Here is a 22,262-nt window from a genome sequence, read left to right as displayed (position 1 = left end):
CTGCTGCAGCCTCCCTCAGCCATCAATTGATCTTAACCATCGCGCCCTTCAGCGACAAAATGCCGTTAGCCTTTACCTCAAGCATGCCATTGGATTGAAGCGTGAGCGCTGCATCCGCCTCCACCTTCACCTGAGCGCCTTTTACGGTAACCGATTTTGAGCCCGTCACTTTTACATCGCCTTGCGCGCTCATCTCAATCGTAGACGCTGAACCGCATTTAATGGTGACCTTCTTTCCCGTCTCATCCAGCTTGATCGATTGCTGCTTGTCTTGCGTTTCAACCGTAACCGTTTTATCCTTATCGGCAAACGTAATATGATGGCCTTTTGACGTTTTTATCGTAACCGTGCCTGCGCTGCTCGTATCATCAAACGTAATCTCATGCCCGGTTTTCGTCTTGATTTTGCGTATATCGTTTTTGTCGTTCGGCGCTGGCGGCTTCTGTTTCTTGCTCCACAAAGAGCCAATGACGATCGGCTGATCCAGCCGCCCCATTAAGAAGGCGACAAGCACCTCATCATTCACCTCCGGCAAAAAGAGAGAGCCCATGTCGTTCCCGCCCATTAAAGTGGCAACGCGCACCCAATCGGTCTGGAGCTCGCCTTCGCGCAGTGGAAACTTTACCTTTACGCGGCCAAGCTTATCCGGGTCCTTGTTGTCGGTAACGATTGCATTCCACACTCCGGACAGCTGCTCGGATTGCATGGAGCGCTGATGCTGGTCAAAAAAACCGGGATACATCGTGCTCATATTGCATTCCCCTCCGTCTCAAAATAAATCATGTAGCCATCCGTTGCGTCGAGTCGATGCGTAACCTTCGTCAAACGCAGCAGTTGATTCAGCTTGTCGCTGCCGAGACCCTCAATCTTGATTAATTCACCTGGCTTCAGCTCTGGAAAACCAATCGAAGTGCCATGACCGCTCACGAGCTCGCGGGAAATACGATCCAGCATCGCCTTCGCAAGCGATTGCGCCTCGTCCTGCGATGCTGCCTGCGTATATACGACCTCCATCTTTTGATTAGAGAGCATGCTTGCTACACTTGGGCCGCTTTTGGTGTTCGTACCAATAATGGTAACCGAGCTGGCAACGGATTCTATCGCTTGCATCTTATCGACGTCATAGCCGCGAACTTTGACTTGTGAAGTCTGGCTGGAAGCATCCACCGTCAGTGTGAACTGAACAAGGTTTTTTCCATATTTCAGCGTAATAAGCGGCGCTCCTGATGTTTTCGGTTTTTTGAAAATAAGCTTGGATGCTTCTACATAGAAATGCCTGTCGTTATCCAACGCAAGCGAGCGGACAAAATGATAATCGCTTACCCCGATTTGCTCAATCGTTTTTTTGGTAACGCCCGTATCGTCCAAATCGACAGACAAACCATAATTTCCGGCAATTTGCCGAACAACGTCGCTGTCCTTCATTTGGTTCCACACCTTGGAGTGTGACGTCTTCATCATGAGAAAAGAGCGGTCCATCGCCGTTACGACAATGCTTGGGCTGCCGTTTGAAGGATAATCAATGGTATAACCTGTCATGATTCCATCAAATACAAGCGATTTTTTATCTGCGTAACCAAGCTTGATTTGCACCTTCTTGCCTACCGCAATCGTTGTGCCTACCCATTGCATGCGGGATTCGCTCCATATATAGCCATTAGAAATCGAAAATCTGGCGATATCCGCCTGTGCGTCCGTCGTTTGCTCGACATCAACCCATTCTACGGCCATGTTCGAAAGCTTGATCAATTGACCCTCTATTAAAATATCAACCTCAGGTGCGCTAAAATCACCATATTTGGATTCCAAATCCTCAAAGGAGTTTGCAGCCACGTTTTCACTCCAATCTCGGAATCGTCAAGCTTCTTCCGGATAACAGCATACGGGGGTTATCAATCCCATTCGCTTCGGCGATATGGCGCCATGCTCCCGGGTCCTCGTATTCCTCAGCCGCTATTGACCACAGCTGATCCCCTTGCTTGACCGTCTTTTGCTTCGTACGGTCGGCAGATTGACGCGGAATTTCTTGGTATTGTTCCTTCATCGTTTGCGAGCTCAGCATATCGACCGTTAAGGATGCCCTAACCGGGACGCCGGTTTCCAGAAACATCGTGTATTTCTGCGTAATGCTCGTAATAACTCCTTTAAAATCAAGCGAGCCCCAAATGAACTTACAGGTCGGCGGCGTATGCAAATCCGAGTCAACATCGAGAATGCCCACGATTTTGGAAGTATAGGTACGAACGTCAATGCCCGCTTCATACGTATCAAAAAACAAATTCAGCTTCAATGTTGTCCGCTCACCGCTCGTAAATTGGGAGAGCGGGGTTTGCAGCCCCGCAATCTCCTTCTCCGCATATTGATTTCCGGATTCCATCTCATAATCAGTCGGGTTAAAAAGCACGTCTACCTTCTCGGTTTCTTTCGCTCGAAAGATCCAAAACTGCGCTTTGCTTAATGCCATTCGATGTCCCCTCCAAATCTGTTCATTCTAGAAGCCTCTTCTTCGCTGCTCCAGCTTCATCTTTCGCTCCAACGCCTTATATACTTGATCCGCAATCGCTTCTGGATGCAGCTGCGGCATTTTCATAATCATCTTCTGCAGCTGCACAGGGTCCAGCTCGCGAGGCGCTTCCACCTTCACCTGACGCGGCGGCTCCTGTGCAGCGGGCCCACTTGGTTTATGATGCGAAAGTGTTGGCATCTCGCCTCGTTCAACAAATGAAGCAGCACTCGTCTCTACTCCGCTAGATGCAGCTTGGCCAGCTGTATTACGATGACGGGCAGCTGCTGTATAACTAAGCCTTACTTGATCGCCTATTGAGCCGCTAGATTGAACGGAACTAGGCTCGAAGCCTGCTTGGACAACCGATGTTAGTCCGCTAAGCATCGGCTTGTTTTCTTTGAATGCTTTTGCAGCAGGATTGTCGAAGCCAGACTGTCTTTGTATCGTTCGGAATGGAGTCACTCCTGCTCTGGATCCGATATTCAAGAAAGATGACATTACCGTTTGAAGATGTACAGGATTGGTTTGTGCGCTGCGGTTATTTCTCTCGCCAATAGGGAGAGCAGGAGCTGCCAGCTTCATGTCTCCTGATTCTGTCTGCTTGTGCACGCTTAGTGTTGGATACGCGCGCATGGATGCGGAAGCTTTCGCTGATTCCGATGCTTCGGCTGACATTTCAAAGCGGTTAGACAATGGTTGCGATGCTTTACTCGCCACATCATTTAATGATTCAGCGCCATATGTTTTTTCTATTTCATTTACCGAGGTGCTGCTATTTTTACGGACTTGCCGCTGAACTAGTCTTGATTCGATCGGCTTTTGTTTCGCTTCCGCGCTAGCGCTTGGCTTTGTGTTTGGAGAAGCCTGCTGCTCCGCTAGCCTTCGCACTAATGAAGTGGATGCTTGCCTAATATTATTGTTTTCAACCCCATTTGCTGAGGTTTTAATCGCTTCAGATGGGAGCCATTCAGCAGCAAAACGATGAACCGTTCTTCTAACTAAAGGAGAAGCTGAATCTACTTTTGCTCCAGCATTAGCATAAGGAAAAGGACTAGGCATTGTTGTCCCTTTTCTTTTCCCTTGTATTGCATTCTGAAGTGTAGCGCTGATGCTCGCTTCATGATTTGCCGCTGTCATTCGCCGCTTATGCGACAGTGATGCTCCGTTTTTCAATAACGTCTTCTTATTATTCGCAGCTCTCGCAATTAATTGTCCGCGAACGGTAACAGATGCCAAGCCCGTATTTAAACCAGCCTCTTCGCTTGGCTTCAATTCTGCCATTTTAGACAAATTCTCTGATGTCGCACTCGCGTCTGTTCGACTGGCACGAGCAGAAGCGCCTTGAATGAAATTCGCATCATGAGTTAAGGTTTGCGATTCTGGTACGATTGTTCGTTTATGTAAAATAGCACGGCGGCTTTGAGCACGTATAATCCCTTCCGGATTATGATCCGTTGCAGCTTTATGCTTATAGTTGAGCTGAGTTGGCGGCTTGTTCAGGGCGGAAGCTTCGGATGTCTTGCTTGCATCCTGCTTTAACACTGACTCTACGCTCTGCGCAGGCGGTCTCTGTTCAAAACGTCGCAAAACCATCTGGGCAGGCCTCGAGGCCATAATCCGGTTCCTTATTCTTACTGCTTCTGCTAGAGCATTTGATAATGTTTTTGAAGGTATAAATCTTTGAGATAAATCAGCTAATATCCCTGCTTGTGCCGCATGTGCTACATGTATGGAAGTAGCAGCATTGCTAGGTTTTGTTTCATTATGCTTCCGGCTGCTTACATTCGGTGAAACAGCAGCTGCATTAGCTTTTATCTCTTTTTTATGGGAAGGCACGACTGGATTAATCATGCTGCTATTATTCAGATTTACAGTTGAATCATTATCTACCTCTCGTGGCTGATCCGACTGTGAACGATTCGCTCGATGAATGAGACGTTTGGCAGCAATCGCTGATTTGCTGCTCCGTTCAGTTAATTCGTTCAAAAGCTGCGGCTTGCGCTGCAATACTAGTAGCTGAAGCCTATTTCGATTAACATCTGTTATCTTGCTAGCGGTTACCTTGATACTTGATTGGATAGCGGCAGCTTCTGTTTCTGCATCTGGCATTGCCAAACGATTCAGTTGATTCGTTTTTTTCGCGGAGACATTTGATTGTACATCCGCATCCTTGCCATTTGGTGCTGCTTCTTGCGACATCTCCGTTTGCTCGGAGATATGTTTTTGATGATTACGATGCTTTAGCTCTAGCTGTTTTTTTCCTTTTGCACGATCTTCTTGCGGTAACACATCATCATCCTGTCTACTCGAGAGCGTACGGAACATGTGTGTCGCTGTCTCTAGCTGCTCCAGCTTCACCGCTTCGGCTCTCTTCCCAGCCTCGCTTAGAACCTTGCCCGCAGCGGCGCTTCTCTTCTCCGCCTCCCGCTGCTCCAGCTTCACTGCTTCGGCTCTCTTCCAAGCCTCGCTTTGAACCTTGCCCGCAGCGGCGCTTCTCGTCTCCGCCTCCCGCTGCTCCAGCTTCACCGCTTCGGCTCTCTTCCCAGCCTCGCTTTGAACCTTGCCCGCAGCGGCGCTTCTCTTCTCCGCCTCCCGCTGCTCCAGCTTCACCGCTTCGGCTCTCTTCCCTGCCTCGCTTAGAACCTTGCCCGCAGCGGCGCTCTGCTTACCCGCCTCCCGCTGCTCCAGCTTCACCGCTTCGGCTCTCTTCCCAGCCTCGCTTAGAACCTTGCCCGCAGCGGCGCTCTGCTTACCCGCTTCCCGCTGCTCCAGCTTAACCGCTTCGGCTCTCTTCCCAGCCTCGCTCATAACCTTGCCCGCAGCGGCGCTTCTCTTATCCGCTTCCCGCTGCTCCAGCTTCACCGCTTCGGCTCTCTTCCCGGCCTCGCTCATAACCTTACCCGCAGCGGCGCTTCTCTTCTCCGCTTCCCGCTGCTCCAGCTTCACCGCTTCGGCTCTCTTCCCAGCCTCGCTCATAACCTTACCCGCAGCGGCGCTTCTCTTCTCCGCTTCCCGCTGCTCCAGCTTCACCGCTTCGGTTCTCTTCCCAGCCTCGCTTAGAACCTTGCCCGCAGCAGCGCTCTGCTTACCCGCTTCCCGCTGCTCCTGTGAAACAACTGCTCTGCGTGCATTCGTAAGCTGCAAAGGCGCCTTGCTCAATGATGCGCCAGAATCGTTAGCCTGCTTGAGGTTAGACTTAAGCTGAGCTCGATCCTTCGCCAGCGGCTTATTAAGGTTATCCAGCTTGCGAAGCGATTGAATGACAATACCGGGTTGAAGCTTGGCTTGCAGCCATTTATAGTAATCCGCCTGCTGCTCTGCCTTCAATGGTTGAGTAGGCAGCTGCGAAACATGCGGGATTATTCGTTTGGAATGGTCATGCTTGACTCTGTTCGTAATTATACTGCTGTTAACAATCTCATCTAACGGCTTCGTAATGCCTGTTTTGTGGAGTGCTCCTTCATTCGTTTCTTTCCCTTGAACAGGCTGTGCTATTGCTATTTCTCTTATCGTTCTTAGTTCTTTGATAATATGTGTCACATCTCTGAATACGATCGTTTCCCGCTCTACCGTTACTCGCTCGCGCATCATGATGCGCTCAGGCTTGCGCTCTGGACTTGGAAGGGCCTTTTTATTGTTGCCGACATTCGGTGCTGCTGCTTTAGGGGCTAAAACTTGAACATGCAGCGTTTGCTGGGTAATGGTCGGTTCATTTTTGATCACATGCGACAAAGCCACCCGCTCAAATGTTTTGCGTCCTGTGCCTGTCTTATATTTATTCAAGATGCCTCCGGCAAACGGCTGAACCGACGTTGATTGCTTTGTCGCAGCTTTGCCMATACGGTCCAAAATTCGTTTCATACCGGTGCATCCTCCTATTCCCGTTCAACTTGCAATTTATGATTCATTAACGTTTAACTACATGCACAACCCTACTTCTGAAAATCACCATATAAACCGCTATGAATAATTTCTATCGTTTCAACCGCAATGTCACTCGTGCTCGCATTCAGATGCGGCCCGGTCCACCTCACCGGATAAGCATCAAAGAAGCTCCAGCGCCCAAATTCTGTTCCGTCAGCAGATTGCAGCACAATCGCACCCGTTTTGCGGTCAATCGTTCCATCTATTGTGCTTTCGTACCAGCTCCAAAGAGCAGGCGATTTGGTCATGCCCTTGCGCAGCACGAGATTTGGGAACCGAACGCCCATCGGCAGCTTATGAACATAGCCGTTCACTCCGCCTTCACGGTATTCCTCAATTTCTGTTTCTGCCTCAAGTCCCGAAACCTCAGAGAACCCAGCAACAAAAATGTCATCGAGCTCCACCCAAAACTTGAATGTGGTAGCTACATCGTGAAAGCGACCTTTCTCTTGCCCCTTCATGACTGCCATAGCGCCGCGTCACCTCTTTCCAAAAACGTCGAAAATATTTTTCTTACCGCTATCTGATTCATCGTTCATCTTGCGATTTATTTTGGAAATTTCATCGCACCAGCGCCTGCGTTCTGCATGCTCCATGCTCATAATTTCGTCATGCGACCAATGAAAATAATACGCGACGAAGCCTACCTCCTCGTACAGCCGGTCAACCGGATAACCTAAGAGAGAGCTTCCGTTAAGGACAAAAAATCGACAGCCACCTCGAACTCGTGGTCACATTTCGGACAAGCGGTAAGCACCTTAGGCGCCTCTAAGTCATTAATCTGACGATATAGATTTTGCAAATAAGCAAGATCTGCCGTAAACAGCTTCTCAATCAGCTTCGTATCAATATGCCTAACGTCCCCAAGCTTCGTTACCACTCTAGCCATCAAAATAACGGTCAAATAACTAGGATTGGATTGTACGCGCGGGTCCTTCATCGGTAAAATTTCATCAGCTGCCGTAGCAAGCCGCATAACACCCCGGCGGTGGAGATTGCCTTGATCATCCACGTAGCCGCGAGGCAATTCAAATTCATATTCCGTTTGAAACGCCATCCGGTCATCACTCCAATATGTAAAATAGAATCAATTTCTAGAAAAGCGGAAAACAAGAGAGGAGCAAACGATTTCTCGCCTGCTGACCTCCCTTGTTCGCCATAAACCAGCTTTAATTACTCATTTCTATGCGGTGCGAGTTAAACCCTCATGAGCGAATTCAATCAGCTCTAGCGCAATATCATTGCCGGTACCATTGAAGGTAGGCGCAGTATATTTAACAGGCCAAGCTTCGATAACCTGCCAAGTAGCCACGTCTTCGCCTTCTTCGTCAAGCGCGATGATCGTAATCGTTTTGCGCTCAATCGTTCCTTCGGCGCATTCTTGAAGCCAATCATACAGCTCCATCGATTCAGTCGTGCCCCATTTCAGTGAAATGTTGCCGTACTTGATTAAGCCTGGAAGCTTGCGAGGTGTAATAACCTCGTTGCCCTCGCGGTATTCGACCACATCAAAGGTTGCCTCAAAACCGGAAACCTCGCTAAATCCTGCTTGCTCAAGACCTTCTACTTCTACACGAAATCTAAAATTGCGATATGGATCAATACGATCTCCTGGCATGTGGATCCCCTTCCGTTATTCGATATGGAAGCTAATGACTATTCCGAACCTGTTTTTTGCGTGATGCGGAATACGACGAATTCAGCTGGTTTCACCGGCGCTACGCCGATTACACAAATCAATCGTCCATTGTCGATGTCATCCTGTGTCATCGTTGAACGTCCAATTTCAATATAAAATGCTTCAGACGGGCTTGTACCGGACAATGCTCCGTCACGCCATACACGAGTTAAGAATGCGTCAATCGTGCGCTGAACCCGGGCCCATAGCTGCTCGGTATTGGGTTCAAATACAACCCAGCTTGATCCATTCATGATCGAACCTTCGATGAAAATGAATAAGCGGCGTACGTTGATATATTTCCAAAGTGTATTGGATGAACATGTACGAGCGCCCCATACGCGAATGCCTTGGCCTGTAAAAGCACGAATCAAGTTGACGCCTGCTGGGTTAAGAATATCCTGCTCGCCATTGTTGTATTGAACGTCTAGGCCTACTACACCGCGAAGCGTTTCGTTGGCAGGTGCCTTTTGTACGCCGCGTGTCGTGTCAGAACGAGCATATACCCCAGCGATTGTACCAGATGGCGGGATGAAAATATTGCGTTTGTCGAGCGGGTCAAACACTTGCAGCCATGGATTATACAGTGCGCAATAGCTTGAATCGAACAAATCACGATGAGCAAGCACATCCTGTACCTTCGTTACTTCGCGAGGAAGATCAAGAATCGCAAAGCGGCTTCCCAAGCTTTCACAATGAGCAACCAGCGACAGTTGTACGTTAGGATCGGTTACACCTGGAATCGCCATGATGCTGACAACATCGTTGTCGATAAACGACTGGATACCAGTTCTTCTGCCTGGACCAAAGTCTTCGCCGATAAAATCAGCAGCCGACAAGCTTGCAGCAGAACCATCACTGCCGCCCGCAAGCAGAATTTCAAATACGGCAAGCTCAGAACCAGCAATTTGCTCCAGCGGAGCAACGCTCTCTTCCGATGCCTTTAGTACTTGTACACTTACGATATTCGAGCGGGATACCAGCTTCTCCACATAGTTTGGAGCCTCTGGATTTAGCGATGCTTTCTCGTAGGTTTCCGACTCTGTTCCGTAAAGCACGTTAATCGTAAACTCCGAGGAGCTTAGTACCTTAGTTGGAACTAGAGCCGTATCCACTACATCGCCGCTAAGTGCTTCTGCAAGCTCAATCACTTGATCATGAACAGAAATGATGCGGTTGTACTGCTTCTCTGTACCATTTGTAAAAGCGACCACATCCCCAGCATAAAAGCCAGCAGCGTTTTTCACGCGGTAACGATTGCCTTCGCTTGCTTCAAAGATCGGTGTTTTTGCTTTGCTTGCAGGTACAACAACAGCACGAATTTGATTGCCCCAAGCGCCTGGATTTTTGGCGGTAATGGAGAGAACCGCATCCTTCTGAGCTTCGTTAGAGGCTGTTTTGGCATCTGACGGCGCTACCCGGGAAATGAAGCAGCGGGAGCCTCCGTTTGTGAAAAACTGATTAACCGCATGCGCAAGAAAACGGTATGAGCCAAAAGCATTTTCAGATAAATAGGAACCATATACACGTCCAAAATCAGCTGGACTTGTAATAAGCTGCGGTAAACCCTCGACTGGTCCGCGAGCAGCAAGCCCAATAAAGCCCGCTGTGCTCGTACTAACACCTTCCAGTGGTTTGGCGCCGCTCTCGAATTCCTCCACATAGACGCCTGGCGATAAATACTCAGCCATGTGTGATCTCCTCTCTGAATCTATTTATGTATTAGGTAATGGCAGGCATATTTCTCCCGCGTCAACCCCAAGACCAATTGGAATGCGTCAGAATAGTTAATCCTACTGAAGGATTAAAGTCTGCGCTGATACTACTTCACCCGCTTGCGCCGTCAACTCGGTCGCAGCGCTGCCATGTTCATTCATTGCAAACACTTTAATAGGAAAGCTGGTGGGCAGTATGCCGCGGAATGGAAGAATAACGATACCGTTATTTGCACTGCTCGTTTGAACAGCAGGCAATAATAGCGCGCCTCTTCGATAGTTTTCCTTCAATGGCTGCTCGAATCGCAGTACATTGCCGGGCAAAATCTCAGCTACACGCACAAGCTCCTCATTGCCTTGACCGCGAAGCAGCAAGCTCTCGCCTGCAACCGTCTGCCCCTGCAACTGCCCCACTGCTGCTGTATCTGCACCAGCAAGCAGCGAATCTTGCATAATTCTACCTCGTGCTGCGGCATCCTCGCATATGTAAGCCCAAACCTCAGCATCAGCACAAGGTCTGCTAGCGGCATCACATAACTCAAAGGTGACAGCTGTCGAATCTGCAGGATAAGCATATTTGGGACCAGGCAAAAGCGGTACTGTAATCATTGGGTATAATTTTGAAATAGAAGCGGTTTCAATCTGTTTCCTGTAGGGTATAAATACAGGTGAGGTAACGGAGAGCACATAGCTGCCAGAGGGAAGGTCAAGAAACAGAAAGGTCCCGTCAGGCTTCCGAATGGGTTTCTTATGAATGCCCTCAAGTGAAACGGATAACGCTGAAGGTGCAAGCAGCCTTCTTGTCCATACGTCAACTGGCGATACAACAAGCGAGCAGCGAGTTACCCTCGTTGAACGATGGTGTGACATATTAGCCACCGTCCTTTTCCTCAAGCACGATATGACGCTCGACAACTCGCGAAACCGGCTTCACACGATTCGAATCGAGCATGACTGGGCCTACGCGATAGACGACAGAAAGCTTGTACGGCGTATCGCCGAACTGCCAAAGCTTCAGTAAATCTTCGCCTTCCATGCTGACTAGACTCATCCTTATCGCACCGTTTCCTTCAGCAAGCGTGCCTTCAAGATATGTACCGCTGAGTACGGCGTTATCATAAAAGACCTGCATTGCACGACCTAATATCCGATGCTCGTCCAATGCACGCGTTAATCGATTCGCACTCGAATGCGCTGTCATCAAAAAATAAAAATCAAGCGCCTGCGGCGGGTACTGAAGCACGCCTCCACGATCCACCATGCCCGTCCGGCGAGATTCGCCATTTTCCTTAACGTTGAACAAAAACAAGGAAAGAGCTAGATCGCCTGCATCCCGGGGCGAAGCCATTCCGATCAACTCGGGACGCGGCACAGGGTCAGGCGTAAGATGATCACGTAGCAAGCGCAGCATGCTGGCTTCCAAATCCGCAATAACCGTATATCCACCCATCAGCCTATCACTCCCAAAAAAATCAAAATGGTATTCGATTTCTATTATAGCTTCTCTACTACCAATTGACTACGCAAAATTACTCAATTTATGTCAATTTTCCTGACTCCGCGAACCAAATTCAGTAAAATTACTACATTTTACAACAAATTATTGAGAAAAACTTGCTAGTTATACGGTTCAAACGATTCTTTCACGACAATTTTCCCCATCTTATGGAGCTCTTGGCGTGTCGCACGGACCATATGCCTCATGCTGATTGAAGCTTGCTCCGAGGCAGCCATAAACGCAGCAGACAGGACAATATTTTTAATATGACCGCCTGAAGCATCGATGCGCGCTGCTAGAAATGACAGATCAAGGTCAGGATCAAGCGGCGCATCCTTAGGCAGCAGCGAACGGAAAATTTGCTCCCGATGGGCTGCATCCGGAAATGGAAAGTTAACGATTACCTGCATTCTTCGCAAAAAGGCTTCGTCCATATTTTGCAGCAAATTGGTTGCTAGAATCGAGATACCCTCAAAGCTTTCAATGCGCTGCAGAAGATAGGATGCCTCCATATTCGCGAATCTATCATTAGAATCTTTTACTTCCGTTCGTTTGCCGAACAAGGAGTCTCCTTCATCAAAAAACAGGACAGCGCCGCTGCTTTCCGCTTCAGCGAACAGCTCTCTCAAGTTTTTTTCCGTTTCTCCGATATATTTGCTCACAACGCGTGACAGATCAATACGGTAAAGCTCTAGACCCATCTCTCCCGCAACGACCTCGGCTGCCATCGTTTTGCCCGTGCCAGGAGGCCCAGCAAACAACATGCTTAAGCCTCGACCATAAGGCAGCTTATGACCAAAGCCCCATCGATTAAACACCGTTTCGCTATGCTTATGCCTGCTGCAGGCATCCTTAAGAAGCTCCAGCGGCTCCTCTGGCAATATCAAATCATCCCATCGCCGAACGAGCCGCTGCTTCTCCGCGAGCTCGGACAAACGATGCTGAACCTGTGTTCGCGAGGCATGGGCATAATCATCAAGTGTAGGGAACTCGTGCTTGTTAAGGTAAGCTAGGCGATCTGCTTGTTTGCTCATTCGCTCGATCTGCCCAGCTGTAAAAGCATACTTATCGGCTAAGTGTCTGAGCAGACTACGATCCGCTCTTTCATCGCTGCAGCGCTGCCAGAGCTGCAATCGCACTTCTGCGTTAGGAACATGCACAGTATGGCTCGTTAATGCAGAAAACGCTGGAAGCGGCAGCTGTGAGGCGCGCCTTTCTACACGCGTCAGCCATAATACGACAGGGAGCCTTGATAATTCTATATAGTTAGCAAGCGCCTTGCGAACCCGTTCCTGCTGATGAGGCCAGCCCTCAGATGCGCTTCTTTCTCCCTCCCCCTCATCGAAGCATAAGACAGCTACAGATAAGAGCAATTCACGTACAATATTGTTCAACTGCTCCGCCATCGCATCTTCATCCTTAGCAAGCTTGTCTAGCTTGACAAGCAGCAGCGGCTGCTCCAAAGACTGAGCCAGATGTCTGGCATGCAGCTTTTTGCCGGCGCCCGAAGGTCCGCTTAACTGAATAAACGGTATTTCATACTGCTCATTCTCATCATCTTGAGTGAATGATTTGTCTCCCTTGAAGGATCGTTCCCTTTGCACAATTTGCAGCAGCATGTCTTGAAGCTCGCAATTAAACGCCAGCTCTGGAGCTGACCTCGCCCCATCGTATAAGGTACAAACTTCTTCAATTCTGGAATCCAGCTTTTCAGTATCCAGCAGAAACGAGATAATACGGGCGTCCATGCGCAGCGGCTGCTTCAGCACGCTTCTCTCAGCGGGTACTGCCGCTCTGCCTGATCTCAGCACAAATCTGCCAAGGGTCGAATAACCTGCGAGCAGCGAACGAGCATGATAAAACTCTTCTTTCGAATCTCCTAACAATCGCAGCGCAAGCTCCGCAGTAGGCACCCGCAGCGTAACGTCGTCATTCAAATAGCCAAACCAGCTTTCATAACGTGAATCAAGCTCAGCTGCAAGGCATAACATAACGCAGCGTTTTTCCCATGTCGAAAGACGAAGAGTCCATGACAAATAAGCGAACGGGAGCCTTGCTCCCTCGCTTACGCTGTCATGGATGTGCTGTGAAAACTGTCGTTCCGCCTCTACGCGAAATTGTCTAAACGAAGCTAATGCATCTTCTTCCTGTAAAGACTCGTTTCCTAGAAACGAACGTTCTATATCGATAGCGTTAACGACGAGGCCGCGCATTGACATTGGCGTTTGACCATCGATTTCCTTGCTCTCAAAATCTGCAAGAAGAACTCGCAGCCCTTGTTCCAGCAAAGCGAGCTCGTCACGTAAATAATCAAATCCTGTTTCATAAAATCGCATGATGGTTCACCCTTATATGAATGCATTACGCTTATCGGCGCATGAGGCAAAGTACCGCAATATCGTCGGATTGTGGAGCTCCGTCCGCGAACATGAACACGTCCATCAGCAGCGCATCGATGATTTCAGCGCTAGAATAACCGGACGTTTGAGATAAGAAATTTTGTAAACGACTAGTGGAATACTGCTCTTGCCGTTCGTTCTCGGCCTCGGTAATACCATCGGTGTAGAGGACAAAACGATCGCCATGCTCAAGCTCGATGGTCTGATTCCGATAAGTGAATTCAGGGAAAGAACCAAGCGGGATGCCTTTGGGGAGCTTAATCGGCAGAACGGAACCGTCCGCTTTGACAATGTAAGGAGTACAATGCCCGCCATCACTAAGCACAACCTCGCCAGTCGCAATGTTAAGCACGCCGCATATGATCGTTGCGAATAGCTGCGCATTGTCCGTACAAAGCTCATCGTTGACCATTTCCAGCAGCTCGCCTGGCGACAGCTTCGCATTCATTTTCCCTTTAATTAACGAAAGCGTCATCGCCATGAACAGCGCAGCCGGTATTCCTTTATCCGACACGTCACCTAGTGTGAAAAACAGATGCTCCTCGTCTATTTTGAAAAAGTTGTAGAAGTCGCCTCCTACCTCTTTCGCTGACTTCAACAGTGCACAAACGTCAAAAGGTTCATTTGCGGAAGGCATTGTAGTAGGAAGAAAGCTGAGCTGAATGCTGCCGGCAATTTGCAGTTCATTCTCAAGGCGATCCTTGAGTGCCGTTGCCATTTGCAGCTCCCCCACCGACTCCTCAAGCGCTTCATAGAGTCTAGCATTATCCAGTGCCAATGCCAGCGGCCTTGCGAACTGAGTAAGCGTCTCATGATCTGCCCTACTAAATCGAGCTCCGCCGATCTTAGCGGTTGCTTCCAGAACACCCACCTTGCGGCCTCTCGCCATCATCGGCACGCTTACTTTATCACCGACGCTATGGTCCATGGTTTTTGTAAGCTCATTATCTTGCGAATCCCAGTCATCGACCAGACCAACCGCTGCCTCTTCTGCGAATATAAGCTGCTTCGCTGCTGCATTTACCGAATTTATTAGCTCCGGCTGATGCAGCGAGGAATGAACCTGCGTGCTTAAATCAAACAGCATTTCCGCACGCCTCAGCTTTGCGGTAAGACGACGATTGCAAACGAATAAATATGCCGCAGCGCCAAGGCCCGCAGCTCCGAATATTAAGTAGAGTACTGACAAGACCGTTACCGCCTCTCTAGCTTCAGCTGAACCATCGTTAAGCCCCTGCTCCCAGTTTGACTAGCGCTTCTTCCCGTGTCTTCGCCATATCCAATATCGTTGTAAAACCCGACATTTCAAATACATCATAGACTTGCTCGCCGAGACATGCGCAAACCATCTGTCCTTTAGAGGCTCTAAGCTTCTTAGCCGCCACCAGTATAACGCGCAGTCCCGCACTGCTTATGTATTGCAGATTCGTAAAATCAAAAATAAATTGCTGCTTGCCTTCTGCAAATAGTTTCAAGAACGCTTGCTCCGCTATCGTCGCGTTATTTCCATCCAATCTTCCCTCTAGTGGAATAATCGTAATGCCATTTAACTCCGTTGCCTGAATGTTCATATGTCTGCTTCCTCCCGCTTATCGCCATTGCTATTAAGTACGAAATGCTTGCGCATGCGGAAGCGATTCAAACCGCCCGCATATTCATAATGAATGTCATCCATTAACCTTTTCACAAAAAAAATACCCAAGCCGCCAATCGGACGATCCTCCAGCTCGAGCTCTAATAGTGCTCTAGGATCAGCCTCCTGCAGCGGATTAAAGGGAACGCCCCCGTCTTCTATTTTCACTTCAACGCTGGTTGGAGAAGCTTGAATAATGACGTCAATATAATGCTCTCCCCCAGATGGGAAGCCGTAGTTTACAATGTTAATGACAAGCTCCTCGCATGCTAGAGACAAGTCGAGAACTGCGCGTTCAGACCAGCCCGCCTCGGCACCGATTTGTTCAAGCCCTTCATTCAGACGCTGAAGCTCATCCAGCCGATTGTACAGCTTAATTTCACGATCGATGGGAAATTGCCAATCGTTCGACATTTACTACCCCCCAAATTGAATCTGACCTATCCAAGCAGAAACTAAGCAAGATATGAATCTAGTAGTTCTACGAATCTTGTTGGAATCCTGCTATTTTTGTCGAATAGTTTGAAGTGCATCTTCAGCAAAAGTTTTAACGTTCAACAAGCCCCTGCTCAAAGGCGTAAATCGTCAACTGTACGCGATTAGCGAGATGAAGCTTTTGCAAAATATTTTTCAGATGGTTTTTTACCGTATGCTCCGACAAGCACAGCTCGCCTGCAATCTCACGATTGGAAGCGCCTGTTGCCACCCGCTCAAGCACTTCTTTCTCCCGATCGGTAAGCGGAGTCGTAATAATAGACGCATTCTTGTCCAGCGTTTGAGGTTTATTCACAAGATGCTTGGTCTCCTGCGGCTTCATTTTCGAAAATTCCTGCAGCATGCGAAAGGCAAGCTCCTTCGACATCGGTGCTTCATCTAAAGATATCGCTCGCAAATATTCCATCCATGAGGATGGCGCAAGATTTTTGAGCAAATAACCTTGCGCTCCTCGCTTAATCGCTTCGAATAAATTAGTAATGTCATCGGAGACCGTAACCATGACAATTTTTAATGAGGGCATGAGCAGCTTCAGCCGCTGCGTCGCTTCGAGTCCGCCAATGCCAGGCATATTAATGTCCATAAGCACCAAATCGGGCTGCAATTCTTCGATCGCAGCGATTGCCTCCTCGCCGCTTGCCGCTTCCCCTATTACTTCAAATGAGTCATCGCTTAATACTATATCGCGTATGCCTTCCCGGCCGTGGGGATGGTCATCTACTAAAAAAACGCGTACCTTAGCCGTTTTATCCGTCATTTGGCATCACTCCTTCCGATGATTTCAACTTTTGTGCCCTGCGGTTTCGTCTGCTGTACCGTCATCGTCCAGCCCATCGCAGCTGCTCGCTCCTGCATCATTTTGACCCCATACTTGCCTTTGCCGTGAAGCTTCTCCTTCTCAGCCCCTATACCATCATCGAGAATGGAGCAGCGGAAAGTATTTGGCGTCTTATCGGAGCTTCCGACTCCTTCACCTTGAATGACAATTTGTTTTGCTTTCGCATGCTTCTGTACGTTCATAAGAGCCTCGCGCATAATAGCCAGTAATTCGACCTTCTGCTTATAGGACAACAAGCCGTCCTGTACATGCCACTCCACTGTTGTTTGAATGCCGGAGGTCTGTTCCATCTCAACGGTTAAATGATGGATGCTTTGCATCCATGACATATCGGCTGGTAAAGGCGCATCGTGTAAATTGGCAATAGATTGCCTGACATCATCATATACATGCCTCACGGTTTTTCTAATCTGATCCGTCGTTTGCTGTGCATCAGAAGCGGACTCCGCCCGCTCCAGCTTGTCCAGCTTAACCGATAGCATAAACAACGATTGTGATATGCCATCATGAAGCTCGCGCGCAAGCTGCTCACGTTCCTCAAGAGCCGCCTTAACAATACGCTCGCGCTGCAGCGTCTCTTGCGTTTGCTCCAGCTTAGCGAATAACGCACGGAGCAGCGTCAGCGAAATAATAAAAACAAAAACAGGCGCGAGCAAATTGCCGAGATCCATCGAAATGAACGGGAGCAGCAGTGCGTGGCGCAAATATTCCCATAGCCCGATAGCGACCGTCGGAATCCATAAAATTAGCCATTTCAGCCATTTATACGACATCTGCTCAGCTCCCTTTCTCCCCATTAGTCATTCCGAAACGGAATCAACTGCTTCGTTACTGCGCCGGTCTGGTCCGTAATGATCAGTTCTGCTTCCCATGCCCCGCGTGTAGGCAGCTCGAACTTATCGGATTCATAATCCGTTTCTAAAAACCCTGGGAAAGCTAAATAATTTTCCCCGCTGGCGCCGCGCACTGGAACGTTGATATCCGCTTTCTTCGGATTGTCCGGCGTACGAAGCAGAAATTGTACAGATGCCGGCGAACCAAGCGTCTTAGGCAGCCAGATTTTTAATTTTACGTCATTTGGACCAGGTCCATTTGGCGTTATGATTACCGTGTAATGGAGCGTTTCACCCATTTTATGATAGGATAACGGCTCTGTATCGGGAACCGGACTTACATAAGTAAAGATGCTTGCAAGAATCAGCACCAAAGCCATCAAAAGTCCATCCAGCTTCAGCAGCTTGCCGCTCGGCAGCTTTTGCTGTTTGGCTCGCCTATGCAGCAGAAATCCAACACAAGCAACAATCAGTACCAATCCTGATTTGGCAAGCAGCATGAACCCCCAGCTTGTATAAAACAAATAGCGCCAGCTTGGCAGAAGAAGTGCCGTCATGCCAATTCCACTTATCGTTAGCAGCACGATTGTCAGCCATGCTACCTTCGTAAATCGCTCGGCGAATCTTCCTGCCTCCTTGCGATCTGTCCGCCACAATAACAATAGCAGCATTAATCCGCCAGCCCACAAAGTAGAGCAGACGATATGTATGAAGTCGAACACAATAGCAAACGTATTGCTTGGGAGTGCATTCACATGCCCATTAAAGCTTTCAACCGCAATAAGCAGCAGAGCCCAAATCATTTTGAATGAATCATGCAATCGTAGAACAGTAAATCCAAGCAGTGAAAGTACGATCAGTGCAAGCCATGATTGTCCGGTGGACGTCTCCGTCAGCAAGCGGACCCATTCATTCGAATTACCGCCGTCATATCCCTTCATTAATTGACTCGCATGAACAAAAACGAATAGTAAAACCGCAAGCAGCAATCCTCTAAGCGAATAGATGCTCCATTTTTGCACGAGCTTGCTCAGACTGGAATCCGCATCCTTTGGCAGTGTTATGGACCAAAGCATTAATCCAGCAGCGAACATAAATGCAGCATAATAAATAGCTCTAACCGTATAAAATAAAGCCTGCGAAACGGTAATTCCAGCTTCTGAATGAGCTCCATCCGAATGATTATGGCCAACCTGCTTGTGAGGGTCAAAATTTGTTTCTTCCATTCCCGAATACAGCTGTGCAAAAGCCTGCGGCGGCGATACCCACAAAGCAGCAGCAGCGATCAGGAGAAACAATAGTACCATTGCCATATATTTCGCCCATCTGCCGGACGTCATTTGTTTGTGTTGGAGCAAATATTTTCCCATAGATGTCACATCCCTTTATGTCATACTGTTTTAGTGTACTCGACCGCTCTAAAAAGAACAATTGCAGCGCGGTTAAGCAAATACGTATAGCAACCTGCTTTAAAGCCCATTCTACTATTAAAACCATGAATCTAAGGACGTGAACCCTAATGATGGACAAGGATTATCATCTCGCTGAATTAAACAACCAAAGCGATGCGCTCGATGCCATTCGCAAGCTGGAGCAGCAATTGACTAAAACTTATGGCTCAGAAGTCGCATTAATTGCTTATGCAGCAGACGCAGATAATGAAAAAGATAAAGCCTAAACAGCATATTAAGGCGTAATCAACGGCATGGCTCCTGCGCAATTCACAGAGGCTATGTCTTTTTTTATAAAATGCCCCTTATTTTACGAGCGAAAAATAGTGGCCAGTAACCCTCCGCGATAGCTGGGCAGCCTCTATCGGATTCCCAAACGTACACCCAGCCTGAAACAAGCTTGTCCTTGGCGTCAGCAACCCATACCCTTTCATAATCATTTTGCTCTTCGTGACCATAAAATTGCTCGAGCGCATCCATGGATGCAAGTCCTTCTCTATCGACGACTATCCATTGACCGCTTATAATACTATTGCACTCTTTAGCAATAGCATCTCGAACGGCCGCTGGATATTCACCGCAATCCACCAGCCTTCCCGCAATCTCTCCTGGCCGACTCGATTGCACAAAAGATGAAACAAAATGATGATTGCTTTGACCAGGCAGTAACGAACCGTAAATAAAAACAGGTATTTGCCGCATCTCTTCTCGAGCACCTTCCATCATGAAATAATAGATTGAAAATCCGTCTTCCTTCGAGGTGATTATTCCAAGTGATGATGAATCAGCCCTACGGTGTATATGGTTATCGGTTTCAAGACCCGCCGCAGCTCCCCATCTATCAGTTATTTGCAACTGGCTATCAAGAGGTAACAGAGACTGACTACTACTGGGACGGGATGAAACGAATTGACGGCCCGCTGTACTTGCTCCAATACACCGTCTCCGGCTTCGGTCAATTCAGGCTCGGGGATGAAACACATGATCTCTATACAGGCAATGCTTTCCTTGTAGAAATCCCTGGAGATCATCATTATTGCTTGCCGCAGTCGAGCGACCATTGGACTTTTTATTTTGTATTATTCCGCCAGCAGCATATGCAAGCGCTGTGGTCTGAGCTGCTGCATGCCGTCGGTGCCACACCAACATTTGAGCCTGCAAGCGCAGTCGTTCGCAGCCTTCAACATTTATATGCAGAGGCTCGCAGCAATCGTATTCAGAACAGCTACCAAGCATCATCTCTTATTTATCGTCTTATGATGGAACTGCTGCAATCAAGCACGCTGCAGCAGCAGGAGAAAATGAATTGGCCGCAGCAAATTAAGCAGGCAGCTGCTTATATGGAAGCTGAATTCCATCGTTTGCAAAGCTTAGATGATGTCGCTGCTGCGGCTGGATTATCTAAATATTATTTTACGCGAATGTTCATGAAGACGACAGGCATGTCACCAATGGACTTTGTAACGAAGCTCCGAATCGAGAAAGCTGTTCAGCTGCTTAGAAGCAGCAGCCTCACGGTCGAAGAAATCGCTCATACGGTTGGTTACTCGAGCGGCAGCTACTTTAGTAAAGTATTTCGAAGCCGCGTCGGCTTCCCTCCTGCTGATTTCCGCTTAGCCAAGGAGCTTCCTTCAATCGATCGTTTGCAGTTCGATTGAAGAGCAATATTTTACATATCAACGCAATAAATTACGCTAGTCATCGACTAACGTTTCGTTTTACGATTGTCGTATAGAGCAATATTACGATAAGAGAGGACGAAATCAAATGTATACAACTTCCAAACATCATCACTATGCAGCAACTCCGCCTATGGGCTGGAATAGCTGGGACTGCTATGGCGCAAGTGTGAGAGAAGACGAGGTTCGCGGAAATGCGGCATATATGGCCGAACATCTGCGAGATTATGGCTGGGAATATGTCATTGTTGATATTCAGTGGTATGAACCCGGGGCAAATTCATCCCAATATCGTCCTTTCGTTCCACTTGAAATGGATGAGTATTCCCGCTTGCAGCCCGCAGCTAACCGATTTCCATCCGCTGCGAACGGTCAAGGCTTCAAATCTCTAGCTGATTATGTTCATTCACTCGGGCTAAAATTCGGTATCCATATTATGAGGGGCATTCCTCGTCAAGCCGTTCATGCAGACGCCAGCCTGCTTGGAACAAGCATAACCGCTCGCCAGATTGCACACCCGAATTCGATCTGCCCGTGGAACACAGACATGTATGGCGTTGATGCTTCCAAAGAAGGCGCACAGCAATATTATAATTCGTTATTTGATTTATACGCTTCATGGGGTGTCGATTTCGTTAAAGTGGATGATATTGCTGCTTCCAGAATTTACGGCATTCATTTGGATGAAATCAAGCTTATTCATCACGCAATAGAACAATGCGGCAGACCGATAGTGCTTAGCCTATCGCCTGGTCCTGCTCCTCTCGAACATGCGGGTGTGCTTGCAGAGCATGCGAATATGTGGCGAATGACAGATGATTACTGGGATTTGTGGCACCTGCTATATGAGATGTTTGAGCGCTGCGAGAAGTGGGCGCCGCATGCTCGGGATGGAGCATGGCCTGATTGTGATATGCTGCCGCTGGGGCATTTGGGCATTCGTTCTGTGGATGGAGGAGGCAGTGATCGTTGGACAAGATTTACACGGGACGAGCAGGTAACGATGATGTCGCTATGGGCTATTTTCCGATCGCCGCTTATGTTTGGCGGTGAAATGCGGGACAACGACGAATGGACGCTGTCATTGCTCACAAATGAGGAAGTATTATCCCTTCATCGGAATGGACGCGGCGCACGCCAGCTATATCGAGAACAGGACCGTATTGCATGGACAGCACAGGGCGATGATGCATTGTACGTTGCTTTGTTTAATGCGAGTGATCAAGAGGATACGGTTGCCGTGACGCTTGCGCAGCTTGGTTTAGCCGATGCTCCGCTCGTACGCAATATTTGGACACGCGAGAATCTCGGGAGCTTGAACGAGCTGTCATTCTCTCTACCTCCACACGGATCGTTATTGCTCAAATTAACTTGATCACGCAAGGCCGTCAATTGTTTATTCTAACAGGAATTTCTTCTGTTAAACTCGTTCAAATGCTGCTGCAATGATGCTGAAATGGAAAAACTCCCGTTAATTTCTGCAAAAGACCACTAATGAGTCATTTGCATCAAAATAAGCTGGAGTTTTTCCTGTTATTTGTGTTGTAAAGCGTTTAATCGCTAATATAACGGGAACTTTTCCTGTTACCCAGCTTAATCAGAGTGGATTCGAA

The 22,262-nt window shown here is 48.3% G+C and carries 22 protein-coding genes; 3 read left to right on the top strand and 19 right to left on the bottom strand.

The window, feature by feature from the left end; translation table 11 throughout:
• Positions 1 to 22: 22 nt before the first annotated feature.
• The 18 genes from AB4Z45_RS09555 to AB4Z45_RS09470 all read right to left on the bottom strand — a co-directional run bounded on the left by AB4Z45_RS09555 (position 23) and on the right by AB4Z45_RS09470 (position 18,889).
• Positions 23 to 751 (bottom strand): phage baseplate assembly protein V, encoded by a 729-nt coding sequence (locus AB4Z45_RS09555; protein ID WP_339207680.1) that lies wholly within the window; start codon positions 749 to 751, stop codon positions 23 to 25.
• The gene (locus AB4Z45_RS09550; RefSeq protein ID WP_441908923.1) at positions 748 to 1,833 is read right to left on the bottom strand and encodes a phage late control D family protein; all 1,086 of its coding nucleotides are present in this window, start codon (positions 1,831 to 1,833) and stop codon (positions 748 to 750) included. The genes AB4Z45_RS09555 and AB4Z45_RS09550 overlap by 4 nt, the downstream gene beginning before the upstream one ends.
• 4 nt (positions 1,834 to 1,837) lie before the next feature.
• A complete protein-coding gene (locus AB4Z45_RS09545) occupies positions 1,838 to 2,464 on the bottom strand; it encodes a CIS tube protein (protein WP_076267910.1) in 627 nt (208 codons plus the stop codon).
• 27 nt (positions 2,465 to 2,491) lie between these two features.
• Positions 2,492 to 6,367 (bottom strand): hypothetical protein, encoded by a 3,876-nt coding sequence (locus AB4Z45_RS09540; RefSeq protein ID WP_441908921.1) that lies wholly within the window; start codon positions 6,365 to 6,367, stop codon positions 2,492 to 2,494.
• Between the two features lie 71 nt (positions 6,368 to 6,438).
• Entirely contained in the window at positions 6,439 to 6,900 is a 462-nt protein-coding gene (locus AB4Z45_RS09535; RefSeq protein ID WP_256710880.1) for a phage tail protein, read from the bottom strand.
• 9 nt (positions 6,901 to 6,909) lie between these two features.
• The gene (locus AB4Z45_RS09530) at positions 6,910 to 7,089 is read right to left on the bottom strand and encodes a DUF6760 family protein (RefSeq protein WP_076267912.1); all 180 of its coding nucleotides are present in this window, start codon (positions 7,087 to 7,089) and stop codon (positions 6,910 to 6,912) included.
• A gap of 17 nt (positions 7,090 to 7,106) precedes the next feature.
• Positions 7,107 to 7,487, bottom strand: a complete 381-nt coding sequence (locus tag AB4Z45_RS09525; RefSeq protein WP_028611985.1) for a hypothetical protein — start codon at positions 7,485 to 7,487, stop codon at positions 7,107 to 7,109.
• Positions 7,488 to 7,613: 126 nt separating this feature from the next.
• Entirely contained in the window at positions 7,614 to 8,048 is a 435-nt protein-coding gene (locus AB4Z45_RS09520) for a phage tail protein (protein WP_076267913.1), read from the bottom strand.
• A gap of 38 nt (positions 8,049 to 8,086) precedes the next feature.
• The gene (locus tag AB4Z45_RS09515; RefSeq protein WP_441908919.1) at positions 8,087 to 9,799 is read right to left on the bottom strand and encodes a phage tail sheath family protein; all 1,713 of its coding nucleotides are present in this window, start codon (positions 9,797 to 9,799) and stop codon (positions 8,087 to 8,089) included.
• Positions 9,800 to 9,901: 102 nt separating this feature from the next.
• A complete protein-coding gene (locus AB4Z45_RS09510; protein WP_441908917.1) occupies positions 9,902 to 10,702 on the bottom strand; it encodes a hypothetical protein in 801 nt (266 codons plus the stop codon).
• Positions 10,695 to 11,273, bottom strand: a complete 579-nt coding sequence (locus AB4Z45_RS09505; protein WP_339207668.1) for a DUF4255 domain-containing protein — start codon at positions 11,271 to 11,273, stop codon at positions 10,695 to 10,697. Before AB4Z45_RS09505 ends, AB4Z45_RS09510 begins: the two co-directional genes overlap by 8 nt.
• A 167-nt stretch (positions 11,274 to 11,440) precedes the next feature.
• Positions 11,441 to 13,657, bottom strand: coding sequence for an AAA family ATPase (locus AB4Z45_RS09500; protein WP_441908915.1), 2,217 nt, complete (start codon positions 13,655 to 13,657; stop codon positions 11,441 to 11,443).
• 31 nt (positions 13,658 to 13,688) lie between these two features.
• On the bottom strand, positions 13,689 to 14,909 hold the full coding sequence (locus tag AB4Z45_RS09495; protein WP_441908913.1) for a PP2C family protein-serine/threonine phosphatase: 1,221 nt from the start codon (positions 14,907 to 14,909) through the stop codon (positions 13,689 to 13,691).
• Between the two features lie 37 nt (positions 14,910 to 14,946).
• On the bottom strand, positions 14,947 to 15,291 hold the full coding sequence (locus AB4Z45_RS09490; RefSeq protein WP_076267919.1) for an STAS domain-containing protein: 345 nt from the start codon (positions 15,289 to 15,291) through the stop codon (positions 14,947 to 14,949).
• A complete protein-coding gene (locus tag AB4Z45_RS09485; protein WP_441908911.1) occupies positions 15,288 to 15,767 on the bottom strand; it encodes an ATP-binding protein in 480 nt (159 codons plus the stop codon). Before AB4Z45_RS09485 ends, AB4Z45_RS09490 begins: the two co-directional genes overlap by 4 nt.
• Before the next feature lie 133 nt (positions 15,768 to 15,900).
• On the bottom strand, positions 15,901 to 16,605 hold the full coding sequence (locus AB4Z45_RS09480) for a response regulator transcription factor (protein WP_339207661.1): 705 nt from the start codon (positions 16,603 to 16,605) through the stop codon (positions 15,901 to 15,903).
• A complete protein-coding gene (locus AB4Z45_RS09475) occupies positions 16,602 to 17,459 on the bottom strand; it encodes a sensor histidine kinase (protein WP_441908909.1) in 858 nt (285 codons plus the stop codon). Before AB4Z45_RS09475 ends, AB4Z45_RS09480 begins: the two co-directional genes overlap by 4 nt.
• Positions 17,460 to 17,482: 23 nt before the next feature.
• Positions 17,483 to 18,889, bottom strand: a complete 1,407-nt coding sequence (locus tag AB4Z45_RS09470; RefSeq protein WP_441908907.1) for a copper resistance D family protein — start codon at positions 18,887 to 18,889, stop codon at positions 17,483 to 17,485.
• A 149-nt stretch (positions 18,890 to 19,038) separates the two neighbouring features.
• On the opposite strand from AB4Z45_RS09470, the gene AB4Z45_RS09465 reads away from it, so the two are divergent.
• Positions 19,039 to 19,197, top strand: coding sequence for a hypothetical protein (locus AB4Z45_RS09465; RefSeq protein WP_339207657.1), 159 nt, complete (start codon positions 19,039 to 19,041; stop codon positions 19,195 to 19,197).
• 64 nt (positions 19,198 to 19,261) lie between these two features.
• Here AB4Z45_RS09465 and AB4Z45_RS09460 read toward each other — a convergent pair whose 3' ends face one another.
• Positions 19,262 to 19,672 carry a gamma-glutamylcyclotransferase family protein gene (locus AB4Z45_RS09460; protein ID WP_441908906.1) on the bottom strand — a complete coding sequence of 137 codons (411 nt, stop codon included), beginning with the start codon at positions 19,670 to 19,672 and terminating at the stop codon, positions 19,262 to 19,264.
• Positions 19,673 to 19,746: 74 nt separating this feature from the next.
• On the opposite strand from AB4Z45_RS09460, the gene AB4Z45_RS09455 reads away from it, so the two are divergent.
• Both AB4Z45_RS09455 and AB4Z45_RS09450 read left to right on the top strand, forming a co-directional pair.
• Complete coding sequence (locus AB4Z45_RS09455) at positions 19,747 to 20,628, top strand: helix-turn-helix domain-containing protein (protein WP_441909088.1); 882 nt, start codon at positions 19,747 to 19,749, stop codon at positions 20,626 to 20,628.
• Between the two features lie 109 nt (positions 20,629 to 20,737).
• Entirely contained in the window at positions 20,738 to 22,024 is a 1,287-nt protein-coding gene (locus AB4Z45_RS09450) for a glycoside hydrolase family 27 protein (protein WP_441908905.1), read from the top strand.
• The last annotated feature ends 238 nt before the right edge of the window (positions 22,025 to 22,262 follow it).

Source organism: Paenibacillus sp. MCAF9, assembly GCF_052114265.1.
Classification (GTDB): domain Bacteria; phylum Bacillota; class Bacilli; order Paenibacillales; family Paenibacillaceae; genus Pristimantibacillus.
This window is presented reverse-complemented; position numbering and strand designations above follow the sequence as displayed.

Coding starts and splice junctions, on each gene's coding strand:
- AB4Z45_RS09545 (WP_076267910.1), bottom strand. CDS start 2,464: ATGGCATTAAGCAAAGCGCAGTTTTGGATCTTTCGAGCGAAAGAAACC.
- AB4Z45_RS09450 (WP_441908905.1), top strand. CDS start 20,738: ATGTATACAACTTCCAAACATCATCACTATGCAGCAACTCCGCCTATG.
- AB4Z45_RS09490 (WP_076267919.1), bottom strand. CDS start 15,291: ATGAACATTCAGGCAACGGAGTTAAATGGCATTACGATTATTCCACTA.
- AB4Z45_RS09475 (WP_441908909.1), bottom strand. CDS start 17,459: ATGTCGTATAAATGGCTGAAATGGCTAATTTTATGGATTCCGACGGTC.
- AB4Z45_RS09455 (WP_441909088.1), top strand. CDS start 19,747: ATGATGAATCAGCCCTACGGTGTATATGGTTATCGGTTTCAAGACCCG.
- AB4Z45_RS09525 (WP_028611985.1), bottom strand. CDS start 7,487: ATGGCGTTTCAAACGGAATATGAATTTGAATTGCCTCGCGGCTACGTG.
- AB4Z45_RS09500 (WP_441908915.1), bottom strand. CDS start 13,657: ATGCGATTTTATGAAACAGGATTTGATTATTTACGTGACGAGCTCGCT.
- AB4Z45_RS09465 (WP_339207657.1), top strand. CDS start 19,039: ATGATGGACAAGGATTATCATCTCGCTGAATTAAACAACCAAAGCGAT.
- AB4Z45_RS09555 (WP_339207680.1), bottom strand. CDS start 751: ATGAGCACGATGTATCCCGGTTTTTTTGACCAGCATCAGCGCTCCATG.
- AB4Z45_RS09520 (WP_076267913.1), bottom strand. CDS start 8,048: ATGCCAGGAGATCGTATTGATCCATATCGCAATTTTAGATTTCGTGTA.
- AB4Z45_RS09505 (WP_339207668.1), bottom strand. CDS start 11,273: ATGGGTGGATATACGGTTATTGCGGATTTGGAAGCCAGCATGCTGCGC.
- AB4Z45_RS09480 (WP_339207661.1), bottom strand. CDS start 16,605: ATGACGGATAAAACGGCTAAGGTACGCGTTTTTTTAGTAGATGACCAT.
- AB4Z45_RS09485 (WP_441908911.1), bottom strand. CDS start 15,767: ATGTCGAACGATTGGCAATTTCCCATCGATCGTGAAATTAAGCTGTAC.
- AB4Z45_RS09470 (WP_441908907.1), bottom strand. CDS start 18,889: ATGGGAAAATATTTGCTCCAACACAAACAAATGACGTCCGGCAGATGG.
- AB4Z45_RS09460 (WP_441908906.1), bottom strand. CDS start 19,672: ATGCGGCAAATACCTGTTTTTATTTACGGTTCGTTACTGCCTGGTCAA.
- AB4Z45_RS09535 (WP_256710880.1), bottom strand. CDS start 6,900: ATGGCAGTCATGAAGGGGCAAGAGAAAGGTCGCTTTCACGATGTAGCT.
- AB4Z45_RS09515 (WP_441908919.1), bottom strand. CDS start 9,799: ATGGCTGAGTATTTATCGCCAGGCGTCTATGTGGAGGAATTCGAGAGC.